The following is a 16,298-nucleotide window of genomic DNA, read 5'->3' on the forward strand; positions in this document are numbered from 1 at the left end:
TGCTTGTTCCTACGAACCGGCCTCGGACGCCGTCTCGGCGTTTTGGTCCGCCTCCACAAAGGCTCGTGCGATCACTTGTGCGGTTGCCTCGATCTGCCAGGGGCGCGCACCGAGCTCGGCGAGGGCGGCGGCGACGGATGCCTGGTCGACCTGCGCCGGGGGAGCCCAGGCGAGCCGTCGCAGCACCTCCGGCGTCAGCAGGTTCTCGAGCGGCAGGGACAGCAGTTCCGCGACCTCGGTGACGCTCGCGCGCGCGTTTTTCAGCCGGACGTCCGCGGCGGGGTTGCGCTCGGCCCAGGCGCGGGGCGGCGGAAGGGCGTCGCCGGGCACGCGAACGGCCGGGAGCTCCTCGGACTCGCGCCCGCGCTCGATGGCGGCCCACCAGCGGTCGAGCTGACTGCGGCTCGCGCGTCCGGTGAACTCGCGCATCGACGCGAGCGCCTTCTTCGACGCCGGGATGTTCCGTGCCGCGGCCACGAGCGCCGAGTCGGGTACCAGGCGGCCCGGTGCGGTGTCGGTCTCGCGGGCGAACTCGTCCCGCGCCTGCCAGAGCTCGCGGGCGACGGCGAGGTTGCGGGCGCCGCGCACGGAGTGGAGGCCGGAGAGCCGGCGCCACGGCTCGGCGGGCTGCGCCTTCGCCTCACGGGCGAGCACGGCGGCGAACTCCTCGGTGGCGATGCGCAGCTTGCGCTGCTTCGTCAGCAGCTCCGCCATCGCGTCGCGCAGGTCGACGAGCACCTCGACGTCGAGGGCGGCGTAGACGAGCCACGACTCGGGCAGGGGCCTCGTCGACCAGTCGGCCGCGGAGTGCTCCTTCGCGAGGTGGAGGTTCAGCAGTTCCTCGACGACGGCGCCTAGCCCGACGCGGGGGAGCCCCGCGAGTCGGGCGCCGAGCTCGGTGTCGAAGATGCGCTCGGGGTCGAGTCCGACTTCGCGCAGGCAGGGCAGGTCCTGGCTCGCGGCGTGCAGCACCCACTCCTCGGAGCCGATAGCGTGCTGCAGCTCGTCGAAGCGCCCGATGGGCGGGGGATCGAAGAGGAAGGTGCCGGCACCACGGCGGAAGACCTGGATGAGGTACGCGCGCTGGGAGTAGCGGAAGCCGCTCGCCCGCTCCGCGTCGACCGCGATCGGGCCGGTGCCGGCGGCGATCCGGGCGACGGCGTCGAGGTAGTCCTCGCGGGTGTCGATCACACGCACCGGTCCGTGCGGAACGGCGACGGGCAGCGCGTGCGGTTCGGCGGACGGCACCGGCGCGGACGCCGGGTTACTCACGTTCCGCTCGACGGGCAGACAACAGGCTCACTCCTTCTGTGACCGGCGGAAGCCCCGCCAGCATGCACAACAGCTCCCCCCAGCCTTCCACATGGGCTCCGAGCGCGTCGTCGAGCGGCGTCCACGACGCCCGCAGCTCGATCTGGGCGCCGCTGCCCTCGCCGGCGAGTTCGCCGTAGCCGGTGGAGATGATCTTGGTCGCTGTGCCCGCCTCCGCCGCGTACCGCGCGCCACGGTTGTCGAGCGCGTCGACGAGCCACGACCAGGCGACGTCCGCGAGGAACGGGTCGAGCCCGATCTCCGTCTCGAGCGGTGCCTGGGCGAAGCAGATGACGCGGAAGGCGCCGCCCCACTCGTCGGGCTCGTCCGGGTCGTGGAGCAGGATGAAGCGGCCCGTGCCGTAGTCGGAGTCCGAGCCGTGCCGCGGTGGCGTGACATCCGCCGCCAGCGCGACGGAATGCGGCGCGAGCTTGGCGGGAGCGGGGATCTCGGTGACCGTGAGCTCGGGTCGCGTCGCGGCGCGCAGCACCGCGTCCCGTGCGGCGGCGAAGGCCGGAGGCACGGGGGGAGGAGGAACGCTTCCCGTCACGCTCGAAGACTAAGGTTCGGGTGTGACACACCGGAACCGCCACGCCGCCGGGCCCGGTCGGGGAGGAGACGGCCTCCGGCGGGCGGTCGCCCTCGGGGCCGCGGGGGTCGCGGGGGTCGCGGGTGCCGCCGTCGCGGCCACCCTCGGCGCCGGCGTCGTCGCCGCGCGCACCGTCATCACCCCGCCCACGAGCCGCCGCGACGACACCGCGATCCTCGCCGTGGACCAGGAGCACGGTCTCGTCACGCTCGAGGCGAGCGAGGCCGCAGCGATCGACGGGCGCTACAGCCTCTGGTTCGAGCGGGACACCGGCCACGCGAAGATCGGCGAGATCGTCGCGCGCGAGCCCGCGCGGCGCGGGCGTCCGGCATCCGTCACCCGGCGACTCCTCTCGGTCGACGTCGGCGAGCTGCAGGCGGCGCGACGCGGACGGATCGGCGCCTGGTACCACCTGAGCCCCGCCGATCTCGGCGTGCCGCACGAGGACGTCGGCGTGCCGACGACGCTCGGTCCGGCGCCGGCGTGGCTCGTGCCGGCGGAGCGGCCGGGCGGGCGCTGGGTCATCCAGGTGCACGGCTGGGGGGTTCAGCGCGCCGAGGGCCTGCGCGCGGTGCCCGTCTTCCGTCGCGCCGGGTACACGTGCCTGCTCATCTCCTACCGCAACGACGGCATCGCCCCGTCGACGCCCGACGGACGCTACGGACTCGGCGACACCGAGTGGCTCGACGTCGAGGCCGCGATCCGCTTTGCGCGCGACCGCGGCGCGACGGAGATCGTGCTCATGGGCTGGTCGATGGGCGGCGCGATCGTGCTGCAGACCGTCACGCGGTCACGCCTCGCCCACGACGTGCGCGGCATCGTGCTGGAGAGCCCCGTCGTCGACTGGGTGACCGCGCTGCACTTCCAGGGCTCCGCGATGCATCTGCCGCGCTCGGTGCGGCACGTCGTCTTCGCTCTGCTCGGTTCGCGGTGGGGACGCATCGCGACCGGGCTCGCCGACCCCGTCGACCTCCGCCGGCTCAACTTCATGCAGCGGGCCGACGAGCTCGCCGTCCCCACCCTCGTGCTGCACAGCGACGACGACGCGTTCGTGCCCTCGACGGCGTCGCACGCGCTCGCGACGGCGCGACCCGACCTGGTCGAGCTGCCGGAGTGGCACACGGCGGGGCACACCCGCCTGTGGAACCTCCACCCGGAGCGCTGGGAGGGGCAGATCAACGCTTGGCTCGACCGGTTGCCGTGACCCAGCGGGCGTAGGTGCCGCCCGCGTCGTCGAGCAGCAGCTGCTCGAGGCTCAGCCGATCGAAGGCGACCTCGGCGCCGCCGAACGGCGGCACGATCCTGTCGCTCAGCACGGGACCCGTCGCGACGCAGAGCTCGTCCACGAGTCGCGCGGCGAGCAGCTGCCCGGCGAGGTCGGGACCGCCCTCGGAGACGATGCGGGTGTAGCCCGCCTCCCGCAGCAGCCCGATCGCGCCCTCGACGCCACGGGCCGTGTCGAGCTCGACGATCTCCGGATCGGCGCCCTCGAGCGAGCGCAGTGCGGTCCCGGCCGCGGCCGCCGGGCAGAGCACGAGCAGCCGCCCGTCGCGTCGCCGGTCGGCCAGCTTGTGGCCGGTGAGGTCGCCGGTGCGGGTCAGCACGGCGAGGTCGGCGGTGCGCGGGAAGACGTAGCCCTCCACCCGCACGCTCGACGCTCCCACGAGAACGAGTTCCGCCGTGCGTCGGATGGCGCCGAGGATCGCCCGGTCCGCCCTGCTCGAGATCGGGTTCGAGGTCCCGTCCGCGCCCACGACGCTGCCGTTGACGCTCGTGATGAGGTTGGTCCGCAGCCAGGTCGTCGCGGGCACGGCGTAGAGCTCGTCGAGACGCTCGTGCGCGTCCGGGGCATCCGTGTCGACGACGACATCCGCCTCCGGATGCACCCGGCGCACGATCACGAGCGGTGCGCCTTCTCGGCCACCTGCCGCTTCGCCCGCGCGAGCAGCGCCGTCATGCCGCGGATGCGCAGCGGGCTGACCGCCTCGACGAGCCCGATCGTCTGCGGGTAGTCGTCGGGCACGCCGAGCACCTCGTCGACCGTGAGCCCCTCGAGACCCTGAGCGACGATCGACGCGAAGCCGCGGGTCGTAGGGGCCTCCGGCGGCGCCGTCGCGTGCAGGTGCACGCGCTCGTCGTCGGACACCTCCGCGAAGATGAACACCGGCGACTGGCACTCGATGACGCGCTCGAGCAGGTCCGGATGATCCGCGTACCGCTCGGGGAGCGGCGGCAGCTCGTTCGCGAACTCGAGCAGCAGCTGCAGCCGCTCCTGCACGCCGAGAGCGAGGAAGTCCTCGCGGATCTCCTCGAGTGCGGGCGGGACCGCGCTCATCGCTGCGGCGCCTCGCCCGGCTCGTCGCCCGTCACGATCGGCACGCGCACGGCGCTGCCCCACTCGGTCCACGACCCGTCGTAGTTCTTGACGTTCTCGTAGCCGAGCAGGTGCGTGAGCACGAACCACGTGTGGCTCGAGCGCTCACCGATGCGGCAGTAGGCGATGACCTCGTCGCCCTGGCCGAGCTTCGCTCCGTCGCGGTACACCGCGGTCAGCTCGTCCTTCGACTTGAAGGTGCCGTCCTCGGCCGCGGCCTTCGCCCACGGCACGTTCTGCGCGGTGGGGATGTGACCGGCGCGCAGCGCGCCCTCCTCGGGGTAGGCCGGGGCGGTCGTGCGCTGGCCGCTGAACTCCTCGGGGGAGCGCACGTCGACGAGCGGGACCCGACCGATGGCGGCGAGCACGTCGTCCTTGAAGGCGCGGAGGGTGGTGTCGTCGCGCCCGACGACGGGGTAGTCGGTCGGCGTGACATCCGTCTTGTCGGTCGTCACGGCACGTCCCTCGGCGATCCACTTGTCACGCCCGCCGTCGAGCAGGCGCACGTCCTCGTGGCCGAAGAGGCTGAACACCCAGAGCGCGTACGCGGCCCACCAGTTGCTCTTGTCGCCGTAGATCACGACGGTGTCGTCGCGGGAGATGCCCTTCGAGCTCAGCAGGGCGGCGAAGCCCTCGCCGTCGACGTAGTCGCGGGTGACCGGGTCGTTCAGCTCCGTGTGCCAGTCGATCTTCACGGCGCCGGGGATGTGGCCGGTCTCGTAGAGGAGGACGTCCTCGTCGGATTCGACGACGACGAGGCCGGGCGTGCCGAGGTGGGCCTCGAGCCACTCGCCGCTCACCAGCCGTTCCGGGTGCGCGTAGTCGGCGAAACGGGCGGACTGGTCGACCTCGACGGTCATGCGGTACCTCCTAGCAGGGAGCGGGGCGCTCCGGCGAACGTGCGGGTTAGTCTTGACACGACCCCCAAATCTACCGCCGTACGGCTGCAGAGCACCGGCCGGTGACCGACTGTGACAACCCCGCGAGGTGCTCGAACGATGGCCGACGTGACCGCTCTCCCGCAGCTCGTCGACCGGGCGCCGACTCTTTCGGGCGAGGAGATCGCCGCGCACCTCGTGCCGCCGCGCCAGTTCCGCGAGGCGTCGCTCGAGTCGTACCGCCCGGATCCCGACTATCCCTCGCAGGCGGAGACCGTCGAGCGGGTGCGGGTGTTCGCGGATGCCGTCAGCGGGCGCTCGTCCGGCGGCGGCGGGGGAGGGTTCTTCCGGCGCAAGCCGAAGGCGCCGGAGACGAAGCCGGGCATCTACCTCGACGGCGGCTTCGGCGTGGGCAAGACGCACCTGCTCGCGGCGCTGTTCCACCTGGCGCCGGGCCGCAAGTACTTCGGAACGTTCATCGAATACACGGCGCTCATCGGCGCGCTCGGCTACCCCAGCGCGCTCTCGCTGCTCTCCGGCGCCACGCTCGTCGCGATCGACGAGTTCGAGCTCGACGACCCGGGCGACACCATGCTCATGTCGCGCTTCCTCGGCGAACTCGTCGCGTCGGGCACGCGCATCGCCGCGACGTCGAACACCCCGCCGAATGCGCTGGGCGAGGGCCGTTTCGCCGCCGCCGACTTCCTGCGCGAGATCCACGCGCTCGCGGGCCGCTTCGACACGCTGCGCATCGACGGACTCGACTACCGCCGCCGCGACAGCGAGGGGCACGCGACCGTGACGGATGACGCGGAGCTCGCCTCCCGCGTCGCGGAGGCCGGCAGCGCCGTCACCCTCGACGACTTCTCCTCGCTCGTGGCGCACCTCGGCAGCGTCCACCCGTCCCGCTACGTGAAGCTCGTCGAGGACCTCGACGCGATCGGGCTGCGCGACGTCGTCACGCTGCACAACCAGGCCGACGCGCTGCGGCTGGTCGCGTTCGTCGACCGGCTCTACGACGCCCGGGTGCGCATCTTCGCGAGCGGCACGCCCCTCGACCACGTGTTCGCCGACGACATGATGTCGGGCGGCTACCGCAAGAAGTACCTCCGCGCGATCTCGCGTCTCGTCGCGCTGACGTCGCCCGGCTTCCAGGACTGACCGCCGAAGGGTAATCGCGCGCACGGCCCGTCATCCGTCCCCCTGCTGCCTCTCGGAGGGGACCGGAAGGGCGTCGTAACGCACTGTTTACACAGCGGGCATCGGTGTAACCGAGCCGAAACAGCCAGGGGCGTCTGCCGAAACCTCTCGTCGGAAGACTGGCTCCGCAGTCACCGGACCCGACGCACGTCGTGCGAAGCCGGGATGCGAATTCCTGGAACTAAGAGAGGTAAGACATGGATCAGGGCAACACCGCCTTCCTCCTCATTGCCGCGGCTTTCGTCCTGCTGATGACCCCGGGTCTGGCGTTCTTCTACGGAGGACTCGTCAAGGCCAAGAGCGTGATCAGCATGATGATGATGAGCTTCGGTGCCATCGGACTGATCGGCGTGCTGTGGGTGCTCTACGGCTACGCGATCGCGTTCCCCGGCGCCGAGGGGCTCGTCGCTCCGTGGAACATCGACTTCAGCGCGCTCGGGCTGAGCAGCCTGCTCGAGGCGCCTGAGGGTGCCGCCTACCCGCCGCTGGCCTTCGCCGCCTTCCAGGCGACGTTCGCGATCCTCACCGTCGCGCTCGTCTCCGGCGCGATCGCCGACCGCGCCAAGTTCGGCGCGTGGATGGTCTTCGCCGGCGTCTGGGCGACCCTCGTCTACTTCCCGGTCGCGAGCTGGGTCTTCAACTTCGGTCTCGCCGAGGACGGCAGCTTCGCCTACGGCGGCTGGATCACCTACGGCCTCCAGGAAGCGTTCGGCTCCGGCGCGATCGACTTCGCCGGTGGTACCGCGGTGCACATCAACGCCGGTGCGGCCGCCCTCGCCCTGGCGCTCGTGCTCGGCCGTCGCGTCGGCTTCGCCAAGGGTGCCCACGTGCCGCACAACCCGCCGTTCGTGCTGCTCGGCGCGGGTCTGCTCTGGTTCGGCTGGTTCGGCTTCAACGCCGGCAGCGAGCTCGCCGCCGACAACACGGCCGCCCTCGCGTTCGTCAACACGATCGCCGCTCCCGCCGCCGCTCTGCTCGCGTGGCTCGTCGTCGAGAAGATCCGTAACGGCAAGGCCACCTCGGTCGGCGCCGCGTCGGGTGCCGTCGCCGGTCTCGTCGCGATCACCCCGGCCTGCGCCTCGCTGACGCCGTTCTGGGCCATCGTGCTCGGCGTCATCGCCGGTGCCGTCTGCGCCGTCGCGGTCGACCTGAAGTTCAAGCTCGGCTTCGACGACTCGCTCGACGTCGTGGGCATCCACCTCGTCGGCGGTCTCATCGGAACGCTGTACCTGGGCTTCTTCGCCAACGGCTCGGGCCTCATCTACAGCGGCTCGCTCACGCAGCTGCTGGTGCAGGCCATCGCCGCCGCCGCGGTGCTCGTGTACTCCTTCGTCCTGGCCTACGTCATCGGTCTCATCATCGAGAAGACGATGGGCTTCCGGGTCAAGAACGAGGACGAGCTCGCCGGCATCGACAAGCTGGTCCACGGCGAGGAGGGCTACGTCCTCACCGAGGTCCGCTGAGTCCGATTTCACGACAGGGGCGCCGTCCTTCGGGACGGCGCCCTTCGTCGTTCCCGGATGCCGCAGGGCCGACGCGCCGCTAGATGCTGCAGGGTCGTCAGGAACGCTCTCAAGGGCGCTCCTGGCCCGTCCAGACGCGAGGAGATGAGCCGGATGTGGGGGAGAGGGGCGCAGCCGCCGGAGGGGCGCGATCGAGCGGCTCGCGCCCGCGGCATCCGTCGTCGCAAACCGGTTCCGCCGATGCCCGCAGAAACGACAAAAGCCCCGGTCTCCCGGGGCTTCGTGGTGGGCGATACCAGACTCGAACTGATGACCTCTTCCGTGTGAAGGAAGCGCGCTACCAACTGCGCCAATCGCCCGCGGAGTACATCTTGCCACACCCGGAAGGCCTCTCCGGACCGCTGCGCAACCCCTTTGCGACACCCCGTCGGGCTCGATTTGGAATCGTGTGCCGACGTGGGTTACAGTCTTCCAGCACGCGAAAGCGGGCAACGCGGATGTGGCGCAGTGGTAGCGCATCACCTTGCCAAGGTGAGGGTCGCGAGTTCGAATCTCGTCATCCGCTCGAGTGGGAGTCACTCCAAGTGCGAGCTCACCATGGTGGAGTGGCCGAGAGGCGAGGCAGCGGCCTGCAAAGCCGTATACGCGGGTTCAAATCCCGTCTCCACCTCTCACAACTCAACACCTGGGCGATTGGCGCAGCGGTAGCGCGCTTCCCTGACACGGAAGAGGTCACTGGTTCGAACCCAGTATCGCCCACTCAGAACCCCGGCCTAGACCGGGGTTTCTCTTTGCCCTCGGCAGCGCGTGCGACACGTGCCGACGTCCCGAGGCCAGCGGGTACAGCAGGCGAGAATCAGGATCGTCAAGCGTTCGATCGTTCGGGGGCTCTGACGGCCCGAACCGGTACCTCCGCACCGGCGACATCCCCCGCGTCAACCCCTGACTCGGCTTCCGCCTCTGCAGAGAGTCGCGCGTTACGGTGCGGTCATGAGACACGTCACGATCGCGCAGAAGTCGCTGCTGCTGGGTAATGAGGCGGCGGACACCTTGATGCGCTTCGCGGCGCTCACGGCCCGAACGAACGGCGGCGACGCGATCACCCTCCGTGCCATAGACGTTTCCGGAGAGGAAGTGCGTGCCACGTTTCTACTGAACTCCGGCACGGTGATGGTGTCGGAGAGTTCACGGTCGACGCTCCCTGAACCCGACAACGACGAGGTCGTCGCTTATATGACCGAGCGACTCGAGTCGGTCGAGTACTTCCCTGTTCTGCACGATCTCGGTGTGCTCGAGCTCGACAAGTAGTGCGACTGCCGCGGCAAGGGCACGCGGCGGGCGAACGAGGGGCTCGGAGGGAGTTCTGCGGATCACGCCGCCGCTCAACCTCCGAGCCCTTCTCCTTCCGTTCTACGGGAGCACGCCGAGCTGAAGCAACTCCACTGCTCGGAACCCGCCGTCCTCGATCTCGCGCGCTCGGGCCCTTGGTCCCGGGTTCTGACGCGCCGTTCTCGGTACCGTCAGGGCATGAGGTGGAACAGCCGGCGGTCGCTCATCACCACCGTCGTCGTGTTGTTCGCCGCGTCTGCTGCATTCGCCATCGGGGCGGGACGGGAGACGAGCGCGGAACTCGCTGCGATCGCGCTCTGGCTCTGCCTCGGGGCATCCGGTCTGCTCATCGCCTGGCAGCTGATGCACCCGCGCGTCTGATCGCACGCGGGACGGTTCTCGGTCGTCTTCGAGCCCTTGCCCCGTAACGTCGGGTGCATGCGAGCTCTCAACGACGGCACCTCCATCCCCGAGATCGGCTTCGGCACCTATCCGCTCCGCGGCGAGGAGGGGACGCAGGCCGTGCTGAGCGCGATCGGCGTCGGCTACCGCCTCCTGGACAGCGCCGTGAACTACGGCAACGAGGACGCCGTCGGCCGGGCCGTCGCGCTCAGCGACGTGCCCCGTGAGGAGCTGATCGTGACGACGAAGATCCCCGGCCGGGATCACGGCTACGACGAGACGCTCGCCTCCTTCGACCGCTCGAGCGCCGCCCTCGGGCTCGACGTGATCGACCTGTATCTCATCCACTGGCCGAACCCGAGCGTCGGCAAGTACGTCGACACGTGGCGGGCCATGGTGCGACTCAAGGAGGAGGGACGCGTGCGCAGCATCGGCGTCTCGAACTTCACCGCCGAGTTCCTCACGCAGGTCGCGGATGCCACGGGCGTGATGCCCGCGGTCAACCAGGTCGAGCTGCACCCGTTCTTCCCCCAGGAGGAGCTCCGGGCCTTCCACGCCGAGCACGGCGTCGTCACGGAGTCGTGGAGCCCGCTGGGCAAGGCGGCGCCCGTGCGAGAGGCGCGACCCGTCGCCGCGGCGGCCGAGGCGCATGGAGTATCCCCGGCGCAGGTCGTCCTGCGCTGGCACCACCAGATCGGCGCCGTGCCCATTCCGAAGTCGGGCGACCCGGAGCGGCAGCGTGAGAACTTCGACATCGGCTCCTTCTCGCTCAGCGACGACGAGGTCGCTGCTATCACGGCGTTGGGTCGCCCGGACGGACGACTTTTCGGCGGCGACCCGATGACGCACGAGGAGATGTAGCCCGGCCGGGCGGCGAGCTCGGCCGCCCGTTTAGGCTCTCCTGATGACCTCTCGGAGTCTGCTGCAGCGTTTCACAGCGACCGTCGCAGGTCGTACCCCCGCGGCCCCCGCCGGCCGGCGCAGCCCCCGAGCCCTGGTCGCCGAACGCACCCTGCGCGGCGTGCTCGAACTGGCCGTCAGGATCGGCGAGGTCATGCTCTCGCTCGGCGCCGCGGCATCCGACGTCACCGACGTCATCCGGCGCGTGGGCCGCGCCTACGGCGTCGAGTGCCAGGTCGATCTCACCTTCACCTCGATCCTCGTCGCCTACGAAGGCGGAGCGGACGCGCCGGGGATGAGCGTGCTGCGCGTGGTCGAGAACCGCGCCGGCGACTACGGCCGCCTGACCAGGGTCGTCGACCTCGCCCGCGAACTCGTCGAGAACCCGCACGAGCTCAGCCTGGCCGCCGCCGTCGACGACCCCGCCGCGGGCGACGCCGTGCAGGAGCAGCTCGAGAGGGCGCACGCGCGCCTCGACGCGATCGTGCTGGCACCCCAGCGGTACCGTCGCGCCTTCGTGACCCTGCTGCTCGCCGCGATGTCCGCCGGCGTCGCCGTGCTGCTCGGTGGGGGTCCGCTCGTCATCGTGCTGGCGGCCGCCACGACCGCCGTGATCGACGTCGTCGTGCACCTGCTCGGCCGCTGGGGTCTTCCTGCCTTTTTCCAGCAGGTTGCCGGGGCCGCTACCGCGACCACGGTGGCGGTGCTGCTGCTCGCCGTGATCCCCGGGCTGCCGCTCGAACTCACGACTCTGCCGCCGTCGCTCGTGGTCGCCTCGGGCATCGTGGTGCTGCTTGCAGGCCTTTCGCTCGTCGGTGCCGCCGACGACGCGATCAACGGGTTCCCGGTCACCGCGAGCGGTCGGCTGCTCGAGGTGCTGCTGTTGACGCTCGGGATCGTCGTCGGCATCGGCGGGGTGCTCGACATCGCGCGGCGGCTCGGCGTCGATCTCGTGCTCGTGGACACCGCGGCGAATCCCTGGCCTCTCCCCGTGCAGACGCTCGGAGCGGCCGTCGTCTCCGGAGCCTGGGCGATGGCGTCCCAGGCCGGTCACCGGGCGACCCTGGCCGCGGCACTCACGGGCGCCGGCGGCTACGTGGCCTTCTCGCTCCTGAGTGGAGCCGGCATCGGCGCCGCTCCCGCGAGTACCGCGGCGGCCCTGCTGATCGGCTTCGCGGGGGAGGCGGGTGCCTCGCGCATCCGGGTTCCGTCGCTCGTGACGACCGTCTGCGCGGTGATCCCCCCCCCCCCCCTGCCGGGCCTCGCGATCTATCGGGGGATGCTCGACATCGTCGCCGAGGACGGAGCCGGGGTCGGGTCCGAGATGCTGGTGGAGGCCGGGCTGATCGGGCTGGGTCTTGCCGCGGGCGTCACGCTGGGGGAGTTCCTGGCGCGGCGCGTCGGCGCGTCGCATCGGGTGCTGCTGCCTGCGGCGGCGCGTCTGCGGCGCCGGCGCCCCTCGCTCGCCGGCGTCGCTGCCGAGGAGAAGGAGGAGGTGACGACCGCTTCCGACGGCCGTTCGTAGAGTCGTGGTTCAGATCGCCAGGTTGGGCACCTTGCAGGTCACGCACCAGTAGTACGGATACTCCTCGTCACCAGTGACCTCGAGGGGTTTGTGGCAGGTGGAGCAGCTCGCCAGATCGAGTTGTTCTTCCATGAGGCGACGCTAGGAGCGCACGCTTCGGATCAGCCGACAGTAGACCCGCAGACGGCACTGAAACGGTGACCGCTCCTCGCCGGCCGGCGCGCGATCCGCAGCCGGGGGACAGGGCTGTCCGCTGACCGGAGGACAGTTCCCCCCGAACGGGGGGTGCTCGTTCGGGGGGCGTCCCTGCCAGTGTTGAGGTGCGGGACTACCCGAAACCAGCCGTACCCGAAGCGGCCTGGTCCCGTAACAGAAGGACCCCATGCCCGAAAACCCTTCTGTCGCGCGTACCCGACGCCGACAGTGGGGCGCTGAGAAGCGCCTCAAACCGCTGCCCTCTGTCCACCCCGTCCCGAGTGATCGCAAGATCACTCTGAGCCGACTCGCGATCGTCGCGACAGTGCTCTTCTGGCTGATCTACGTCGTCTACACGATCGTTCGACAGTTCCTCAACAACGGAACCGAGAGCTTCAGATTCACGACCGAGGCGATCTCGTATCTCGTCGTCGTCACTTTCCTGACGTTCTCGGCACTGATGTACCTCATCGCGCGACAAGGAGCGCTTCAACGCTTCCGGGACCACGTGCGGGTCCCTCGCGCCGAGCTCGATCGGCATTTCTCCGACAACCAGCGTTCGATGACGGTGCTCGTCCCGAGCTACGCCGAGGAGCCGGACGTCATCCGAGCGACGCTGTGGTCGGCCGCGCTGCAGGAGTACCCCAAGCTCCGCATCGTCCTGCTGCTCGACGACCCGCCTTTCCCGACCGATCCCGCAGTGGCAGCACGCCTCGAGCAGACACGCGCGCTGGGGGAGACGATCGCCTGCGAGCTCGACGAACCGGCCACGCGCTTCGCCGACGCCCTCGTGCACTTCGAACTCGACAGCGGCGAAGGCGTCAGCGAGCGTCACGTCTCCCAGCTCGCGGCGCACTACGTCTGGGCCGCGTCCTGGCTGCAGCGCAAGGCCGGAGCCGAGAAGCTCGACGACCACGTCGACCACTTCTTCGTGCACGAGGTACTGAATGCCCTCGCCGAGGAACTCAAGCTGACGGCGGACGCACTGCGAGCGGCGAATGCGGAGCAGGCCTTCCCGTCGCGCGAGCGCATGTTGGAACTCCACCGCCGTCTCGCTTGGACCTTCACCGCCGAGCTCTCGACCTTCGAGCGCAAGCGCTACGCGTCGGTGTCGCACGAGGCGAACAAGGCGATGAACCTCAACGCCTACATCGGACTCATGGGTGGCTCGTACCGGATCGAGGAGAGCCCGGCGGGCGTCATCCTGCGCACGGTGCCCGGCAGCGAAAGAGCGGACCTCGTCGTGCCCGACAGCGACTATCTGCTGACGCTCGACGCCGACTCGCTGCTGCTGCGGGACTACTGCCTGAGGCTCGTCTACTTCCTCGAGCAGCCGGAGAACTCGCGGGTGGCGGTGACGCAGACGCCGTACTCGTCGTTCCGAGGGGCGAGCACCCGCATCGAACGGCTCGCGGGGGCGACCACGGATCTGCAGCACATCCTGCACCAGGGCAAGTCGTACTACAACGCGACGTTCTGGGTCGGCGCCAACGCCGTCATCCGCAAGCGTGCCCTCGACGACATCGTCGAGACCGAGGTAGTCGGAGGCTTCCCGGTGCACCGTTACGTGCAGGACCGCACCGTCATCGAGGACACCGAGTCGAGTGTCGACCTCGGCACCCACGACTGGTCGCTCGTGAACTACCCGGAGAGGCTCAGCTACAGCGCCACGCCGCCCGACTTCGGCTCGCTGGTCGTCCAGCGCCGGCGCTGGGCCAACGGCGGGCTGCTCATCATGCCCAAGCTCTGGCGCCAGGTGCGCGAGCGACGGGCACGAGGGGAGCGCGTCACCTGGACGGAGCTCTTCCTCCGGGTCAACTACATGTCCTCGATCGCGTGGGCGAGCTTCGGGCTGGTCTTCCTGCTCGCCTACCCCTACGACAGCCGGCTGCTCAGCCCGGTGGTGCTCCTTGCGGCGATGCCCTACTTCCTCGCGATGGCGAGCGACCTGCACTATGCGGGCTACAAGCGCAGCGATGTCCTCCGGATCTACGGGTTCAACCTGATCCTTCTGCCGGTCAACCTGGCGGGAGTGGTGAAGTCGATCCAACAGGCGATCACAGGGAAGAAGATCCCCTTTGCGCGCACCCCGAAGGTGCGCGATCGCACGGCTGCGCCCCTGCTCTACGTCGTCGCGCCCTACGCGATCGTCGCCTTCTCCGCCTTCACGTTCTGGCGGGACTTCCAGGCCGAGAACTGGGGCAACGCCGCCTTCGCAGCATTCAACGCGCTGCTCGCGCTGAGCGCGATCGTCGCGTACATCGGTGTCGGCGCCTCTCTCGTCGACATCTGGCTGGGTCTCACCCGCTGGCTCTACGTGGAAGCGAAGCCCCGCCGGAGCCGGGCTCCCCGGCCGGCGACCCCGGCCGTCGAGCCAGCTCTCGACTGGCGGACGGTGCTCTATCACGGCACGGCCGAGCCTCCCGCCCGAACCGACGCGATCGCCCTGCCCCTCGCCGCAACCCCGGAGCTGACCCGATGAGCCGCCTTCATCCCGGACGGCGACTGTCGCCGATCCGCGTCCTTGTCGCCCTCGTCCTCCTCAGCGGCCTGGCCGGTGCCGGAGTGATGGGAGCGCAACGCTGGGCCAGCGCCCAGGTGACCACGTCGGAGGACCCGTGGTTCGCGGGCTACGTCGACGCGACCGCCACCCCGACCTTCGCCTTCGAGAACCCCGCCGGCGACGCCGCGCAGGACGTCGTGCTCTCGTTCATCGTCGCTTCCTCCGACGACGAGTGCGAGCCCACCTGGGGCGACGCGTACTCGCTCGACGAGGCATCCGAGGCGCTCGACCTCGACCGCCGGATCGCCAGGCTGCAGCAGCGGGGCGGCGGGATAGCGGTCTCGTTCGGCGGACTCACCAACGACGAACTCGCGTCCGTGTGCACGGATGACGCGGACCTCCTTAACGCCTACCGTGACGTCGTCGACCGCTACGAGGTGACCACGATCGACCTCGACATCGAGGGCGACGACCTCGAGGACGAGCGCGGCGGCGAGCGCCGAGCCGATGCCATCGCCGCTCTGCAGGAGGAACGCCGAGGGTCGGGCAAGGACCTCGCCGTGTGGCTGACCCTTCCGGTCGGCACGTTCGGGCTCACCGAAGAGGGCACGACATTCGTCCGGCAGATGCTCGAGGCGGGGGTCGACGTGGCCGGCATCAACGCGATGACGATGAACTTCGGTCAGAGTCGCGACGCCGACGAGTCGATGGCGGACGCTTCCATACGCGCGCTGACTCAGACTCACCGGCAGCTCGGGGTGCTGTACGAGCTGACCGGCACCGAGCTCAGCGACGCGACGCTCTGGCGCAAGATCGGGGCGACTCCGATGCTCGGCCAGAACGATCTGGAGGACGAGGTCTTCGAGCTCGACGATGCACGGCGCCTGAATGAGTGGGCCACGCAGACCGGCCTCGGCCGGATGTCGGTCTGGTCCCTCAATCGCGATGTGAGCTGCGGGCCGAACTACGTCGACCTGACGCGTGTCTCGGATGCCTGCAGCGGGATCGACCAGGGTGACGAGCGCTTCGCGGAGTTGCTCGGCGAGGACTTCGACGGTCGGGCCATGTTCTCCGCGGGCCGCGTGACCACTCCGGAACCCAAGGACCCGAGCGAGTTCGTCGACGACCCCGAGACGAGCCCGTACCCGATTTGGGCCGAGGAGAGTTCCTACCTCAAGGGCACGAAGGTCGTCTGGCACCGCAACGTGTACGAGGCGAAGTGGTGGACGAAGGGCGAGTTGCCGGACGACCCCGTGCTCAACGAGTGGGAGACACCCTGGACCCTGATCGGACCGGTCCTGCCCGGCGAGAAGCCGATCGAGACCCCCACGCTCCCTGAGGGCACCTATCCGGAGTGGGATGGCCTCGCGCCCTACGAGAAGGCCGACCGTGTGCTGTTCGAGGGTGTTCCGTACGAGGCGAAGTGGTGGAACGAGGGCGAGAGTCCCGAGGCGTACTCGTCCGACCCGGACAGCTCTCCCTGGATCCCGCTCACGGCCGACCAGATCGAGGAACTCGTCGAGGAGGCTGAAGCCGGCGAGGACGGCTGAGGCGGCCGCGGGGTACCCGGGGGACACCTGGGTACCCCGTTCTGGGGACTGGGGACAACTGTGTACCCCGAAGGATGAT

Annotated in this window: 15 protein-coding genes and 4 tRNA genes; 12 read left to right on the forward strand and 7 right to left on the reverse strand. The window is 69.9% G+C overall.

All coding sequences use genetic code 11. The annotated features are described in order from the left end of the window. Nucleotides 1-9: 9 nt before the first annotated feature. Together JUB10_RS11000 and JUB10_RS11005 are read right to left on the reverse strand one after the other, a co-directional pair. Nucleotides 10-1,248 carry an HRDC domain-containing protein gene (locus JUB10_RS11000; protein WP_374191700.1) on the reverse strand — a complete coding sequence of 413 codons (1,239 nt, stop codon included), beginning with the start codon at nucleotides 1,246-1,248 and terminating at the stop codon, nucleotides 10-12. Nucleotides 1,249-1,264: 16 nt separating this feature from the next. Then, on the reverse strand, nucleotides 1,265-1,861 hold the full coding sequence (locus tag JUB10_RS11005) for a DUF3000 domain-containing protein (RefSeq protein WP_207456693.1): 597 nt from the start codon (nucleotides 1,859-1,861) through the stop codon (nucleotides 1,265-1,267). Nucleotides 1,862-1,883: 22 nt separating this feature from the next. Here JUB10_RS11005 and JUB10_RS15085 point away from each other — a divergent pair, with 22 nt between their 5' ends. After that, a complete protein-coding gene (locus JUB10_RS15085; RefSeq protein ID WP_207456695.1) occupies nucleotides 1,884-3,104 on the forward strand; it encodes an alpha/beta hydrolase family protein in 1,221 nt (406 codons plus the stop codon). Here JUB10_RS15085 and JUB10_RS11015 read toward each other — a convergent pair. The 3 genes from JUB10_RS11015 to JUB10_RS11025 are packed head-to-tail and all read right to left on the reverse strand — an operon-like array spanning nucleotide 3,076 to nucleotide 5,134. Continuing rightward, on the reverse strand, nucleotides 3,076-3,801 hold the full coding sequence (locus tag JUB10_RS11015) for a dihydrofolate reductase family protein (RefSeq protein ID WP_207456696.1): 726 nt from the start codon (nucleotides 3,799-3,801) through the stop codon (nucleotides 3,076-3,078). The two genes, JUB10_RS15085 and JUB10_RS11015, sit on opposite strands and share 29 nt — an antisense overlap. Further along, nucleotides 3,798-4,235, reverse strand: coding sequence for a SufE family protein (locus tag JUB10_RS11020; protein ID WP_207456697.1), 438 nt, complete (start codon nucleotides 4,233-4,235; stop codon nucleotides 3,798-3,800). The genes JUB10_RS11015 and JUB10_RS11020 overlap by 4 nt, the downstream gene beginning before the upstream one ends. After that, complete coding sequence (locus JUB10_RS11025) at nucleotides 4,232-5,134, reverse strand: sulfurtransferase (protein ID WP_207456698.1); 903 nt, start codon at nucleotides 5,132-5,134, stop codon at nucleotides 4,232-4,234. Before JUB10_RS11025 ends, JUB10_RS11020 begins: the two co-directional genes overlap by 4 nt. Nucleotides 5,135-5,272: 138 nt before the next feature. Between JUB10_RS11025 and zapE the strand changes: the two genes are divergently transcribed. Both zapE and JUB10_RS11035 read left to right on the forward strand, forming a co-directional pair. After that, nucleotides 5,273-6,313, forward strand: a complete 1,041-nt coding sequence (gene zapE / locus JUB10_RS11030) for a cell division protein ZapE (protein ID WP_207456700.1) — start codon at nucleotides 5,273-5,275, stop codon at nucleotides 6,311-6,313. A gap of 236 nt (nucleotides 6,314-6,549) precedes the next feature. Then, the gene (locus tag JUB10_RS11035) at nucleotides 6,550-7,815 is read left to right on the forward strand and encodes an ammonium transporter (RefSeq protein ID WP_207456701.1); all 1,266 of its coding nucleotides are present in this window, start codon (nucleotides 6,550-6,552) and stop codon (nucleotides 7,813-7,815) included. Between the two features lie 283 nt (nucleotides 7,816-8,098). Here JUB10_RS11035 and JUB10_RS11040 read toward each other — a convergent pair. Further along, nucleotides 8,099-8,174, reverse strand: a tRNA-Val gene (locus tag JUB10_RS11040). Between the two features lie 134 nt (nucleotides 8,175-8,308). Here JUB10_RS11040 and JUB10_RS11045 point away from each other — a divergent pair. From JUB10_RS11045 to JUB10_RS11075, 7 genes are all read left to right on the forward strand, one after another. Then, nucleotides 8,309-8,380, forward strand: a tRNA-Gly gene (locus tag JUB10_RS11045). Nucleotides 8,381-8,414: 34 nt separating this feature from the next. Beyond that, nucleotides 8,415-8,485 (forward strand) — tRNA-Cys (locus JUB10_RS11050). 17 nt (nucleotides 8,486-8,502) lie between these two features. Then, nucleotides 8,503-8,574, forward strand: a tRNA-Val gene (locus JUB10_RS11055). 231 nt (nucleotides 8,575-8,805) lie between these two features. Further along, nucleotides 8,806-9,123: a hypothetical protein gene (locus JUB10_RS11060; RefSeq protein WP_207456702.1), complete on the forward strand. Its 318-nt coding sequence runs from the start codon at nucleotides 8,806-8,808 to the stop codon at nucleotides 9,121-9,123. Between the two features lie 219 nt (nucleotides 9,124-9,342). After that, nucleotides 9,343-9,525 (forward strand): hypothetical protein, encoded by a 183-nt coding sequence (locus JUB10_RS11065; protein WP_207456703.1) that lies wholly within the window; start codon nucleotides 9,343-9,345, stop codon nucleotides 9,523-9,525. 57 nt (nucleotides 9,526-9,582) lie between these two features. Further along, the gene (locus JUB10_RS11070; protein ID WP_207456704.1) at nucleotides 9,583-10,407 is read left to right on the forward strand and encodes an aldo/keto reductase; all 825 of its coding nucleotides are present in this window, start codon (nucleotides 9,583-9,585) and stop codon (nucleotides 10,405-10,407) included. A 43-nt stretch (nucleotides 10,408-10,450) separates the two neighbouring features. Beyond that, entirely contained in the window at nucleotides 10,451-11,971 is a 1,521-nt protein-coding gene (locus tag JUB10_RS11075; protein ID WP_207456705.1) for a threonine/serine exporter family protein, read from the forward strand. A 9-nt stretch (nucleotides 11,972-11,980) separates the two neighbouring features. Here JUB10_RS11075 and JUB10_RS14935 read toward each other — a convergent pair whose 3' ends face one another. After that, complete coding sequence (locus JUB10_RS14935) at nucleotides 11,981-12,103, reverse strand: hypothetical protein (protein WP_278250357.1); 123 nt, start codon at nucleotides 12,101-12,103, stop codon at nucleotides 11,981-11,983. Between the two features lie 250 nt (nucleotides 12,104-12,353). Here JUB10_RS14935 and JUB10_RS11080 point away from each other — a divergent pair, with 250 nt between their 5' ends. Together JUB10_RS11080 and JUB10_RS11085 are read left to right on the forward strand one after the other, a co-directional pair. Continuing rightward, the gene (locus JUB10_RS11080; RefSeq protein WP_207456706.1) at nucleotides 12,354-14,648 is read left to right on the forward strand and encodes a glycosyltransferase family 2 protein; all 2,295 of its coding nucleotides are present in this window, start codon (nucleotides 12,354-12,356) and stop codon (nucleotides 14,646-14,648) included. Then, entirely contained in the window at nucleotides 14,645-16,219 is a 1,575-nt protein-coding gene (locus tag JUB10_RS11085) for a chitinase (RefSeq protein ID WP_207456707.1), read from the forward strand. Before JUB10_RS11080 ends, JUB10_RS11085 begins: the two co-directional genes overlap by 4 nt. The last annotated feature ends 79 nt before the right edge of the window (nucleotides 16,220-16,298 follow it).

The sequence above is a fragment of the Desertivibrio insolitus genome (assembly GCF_017355965.1).
Lineage (GTDB): Bacteria > Actinomycetota > Actinomycetes > Actinomycetales > Microbacteriaceae > JAFIQW01.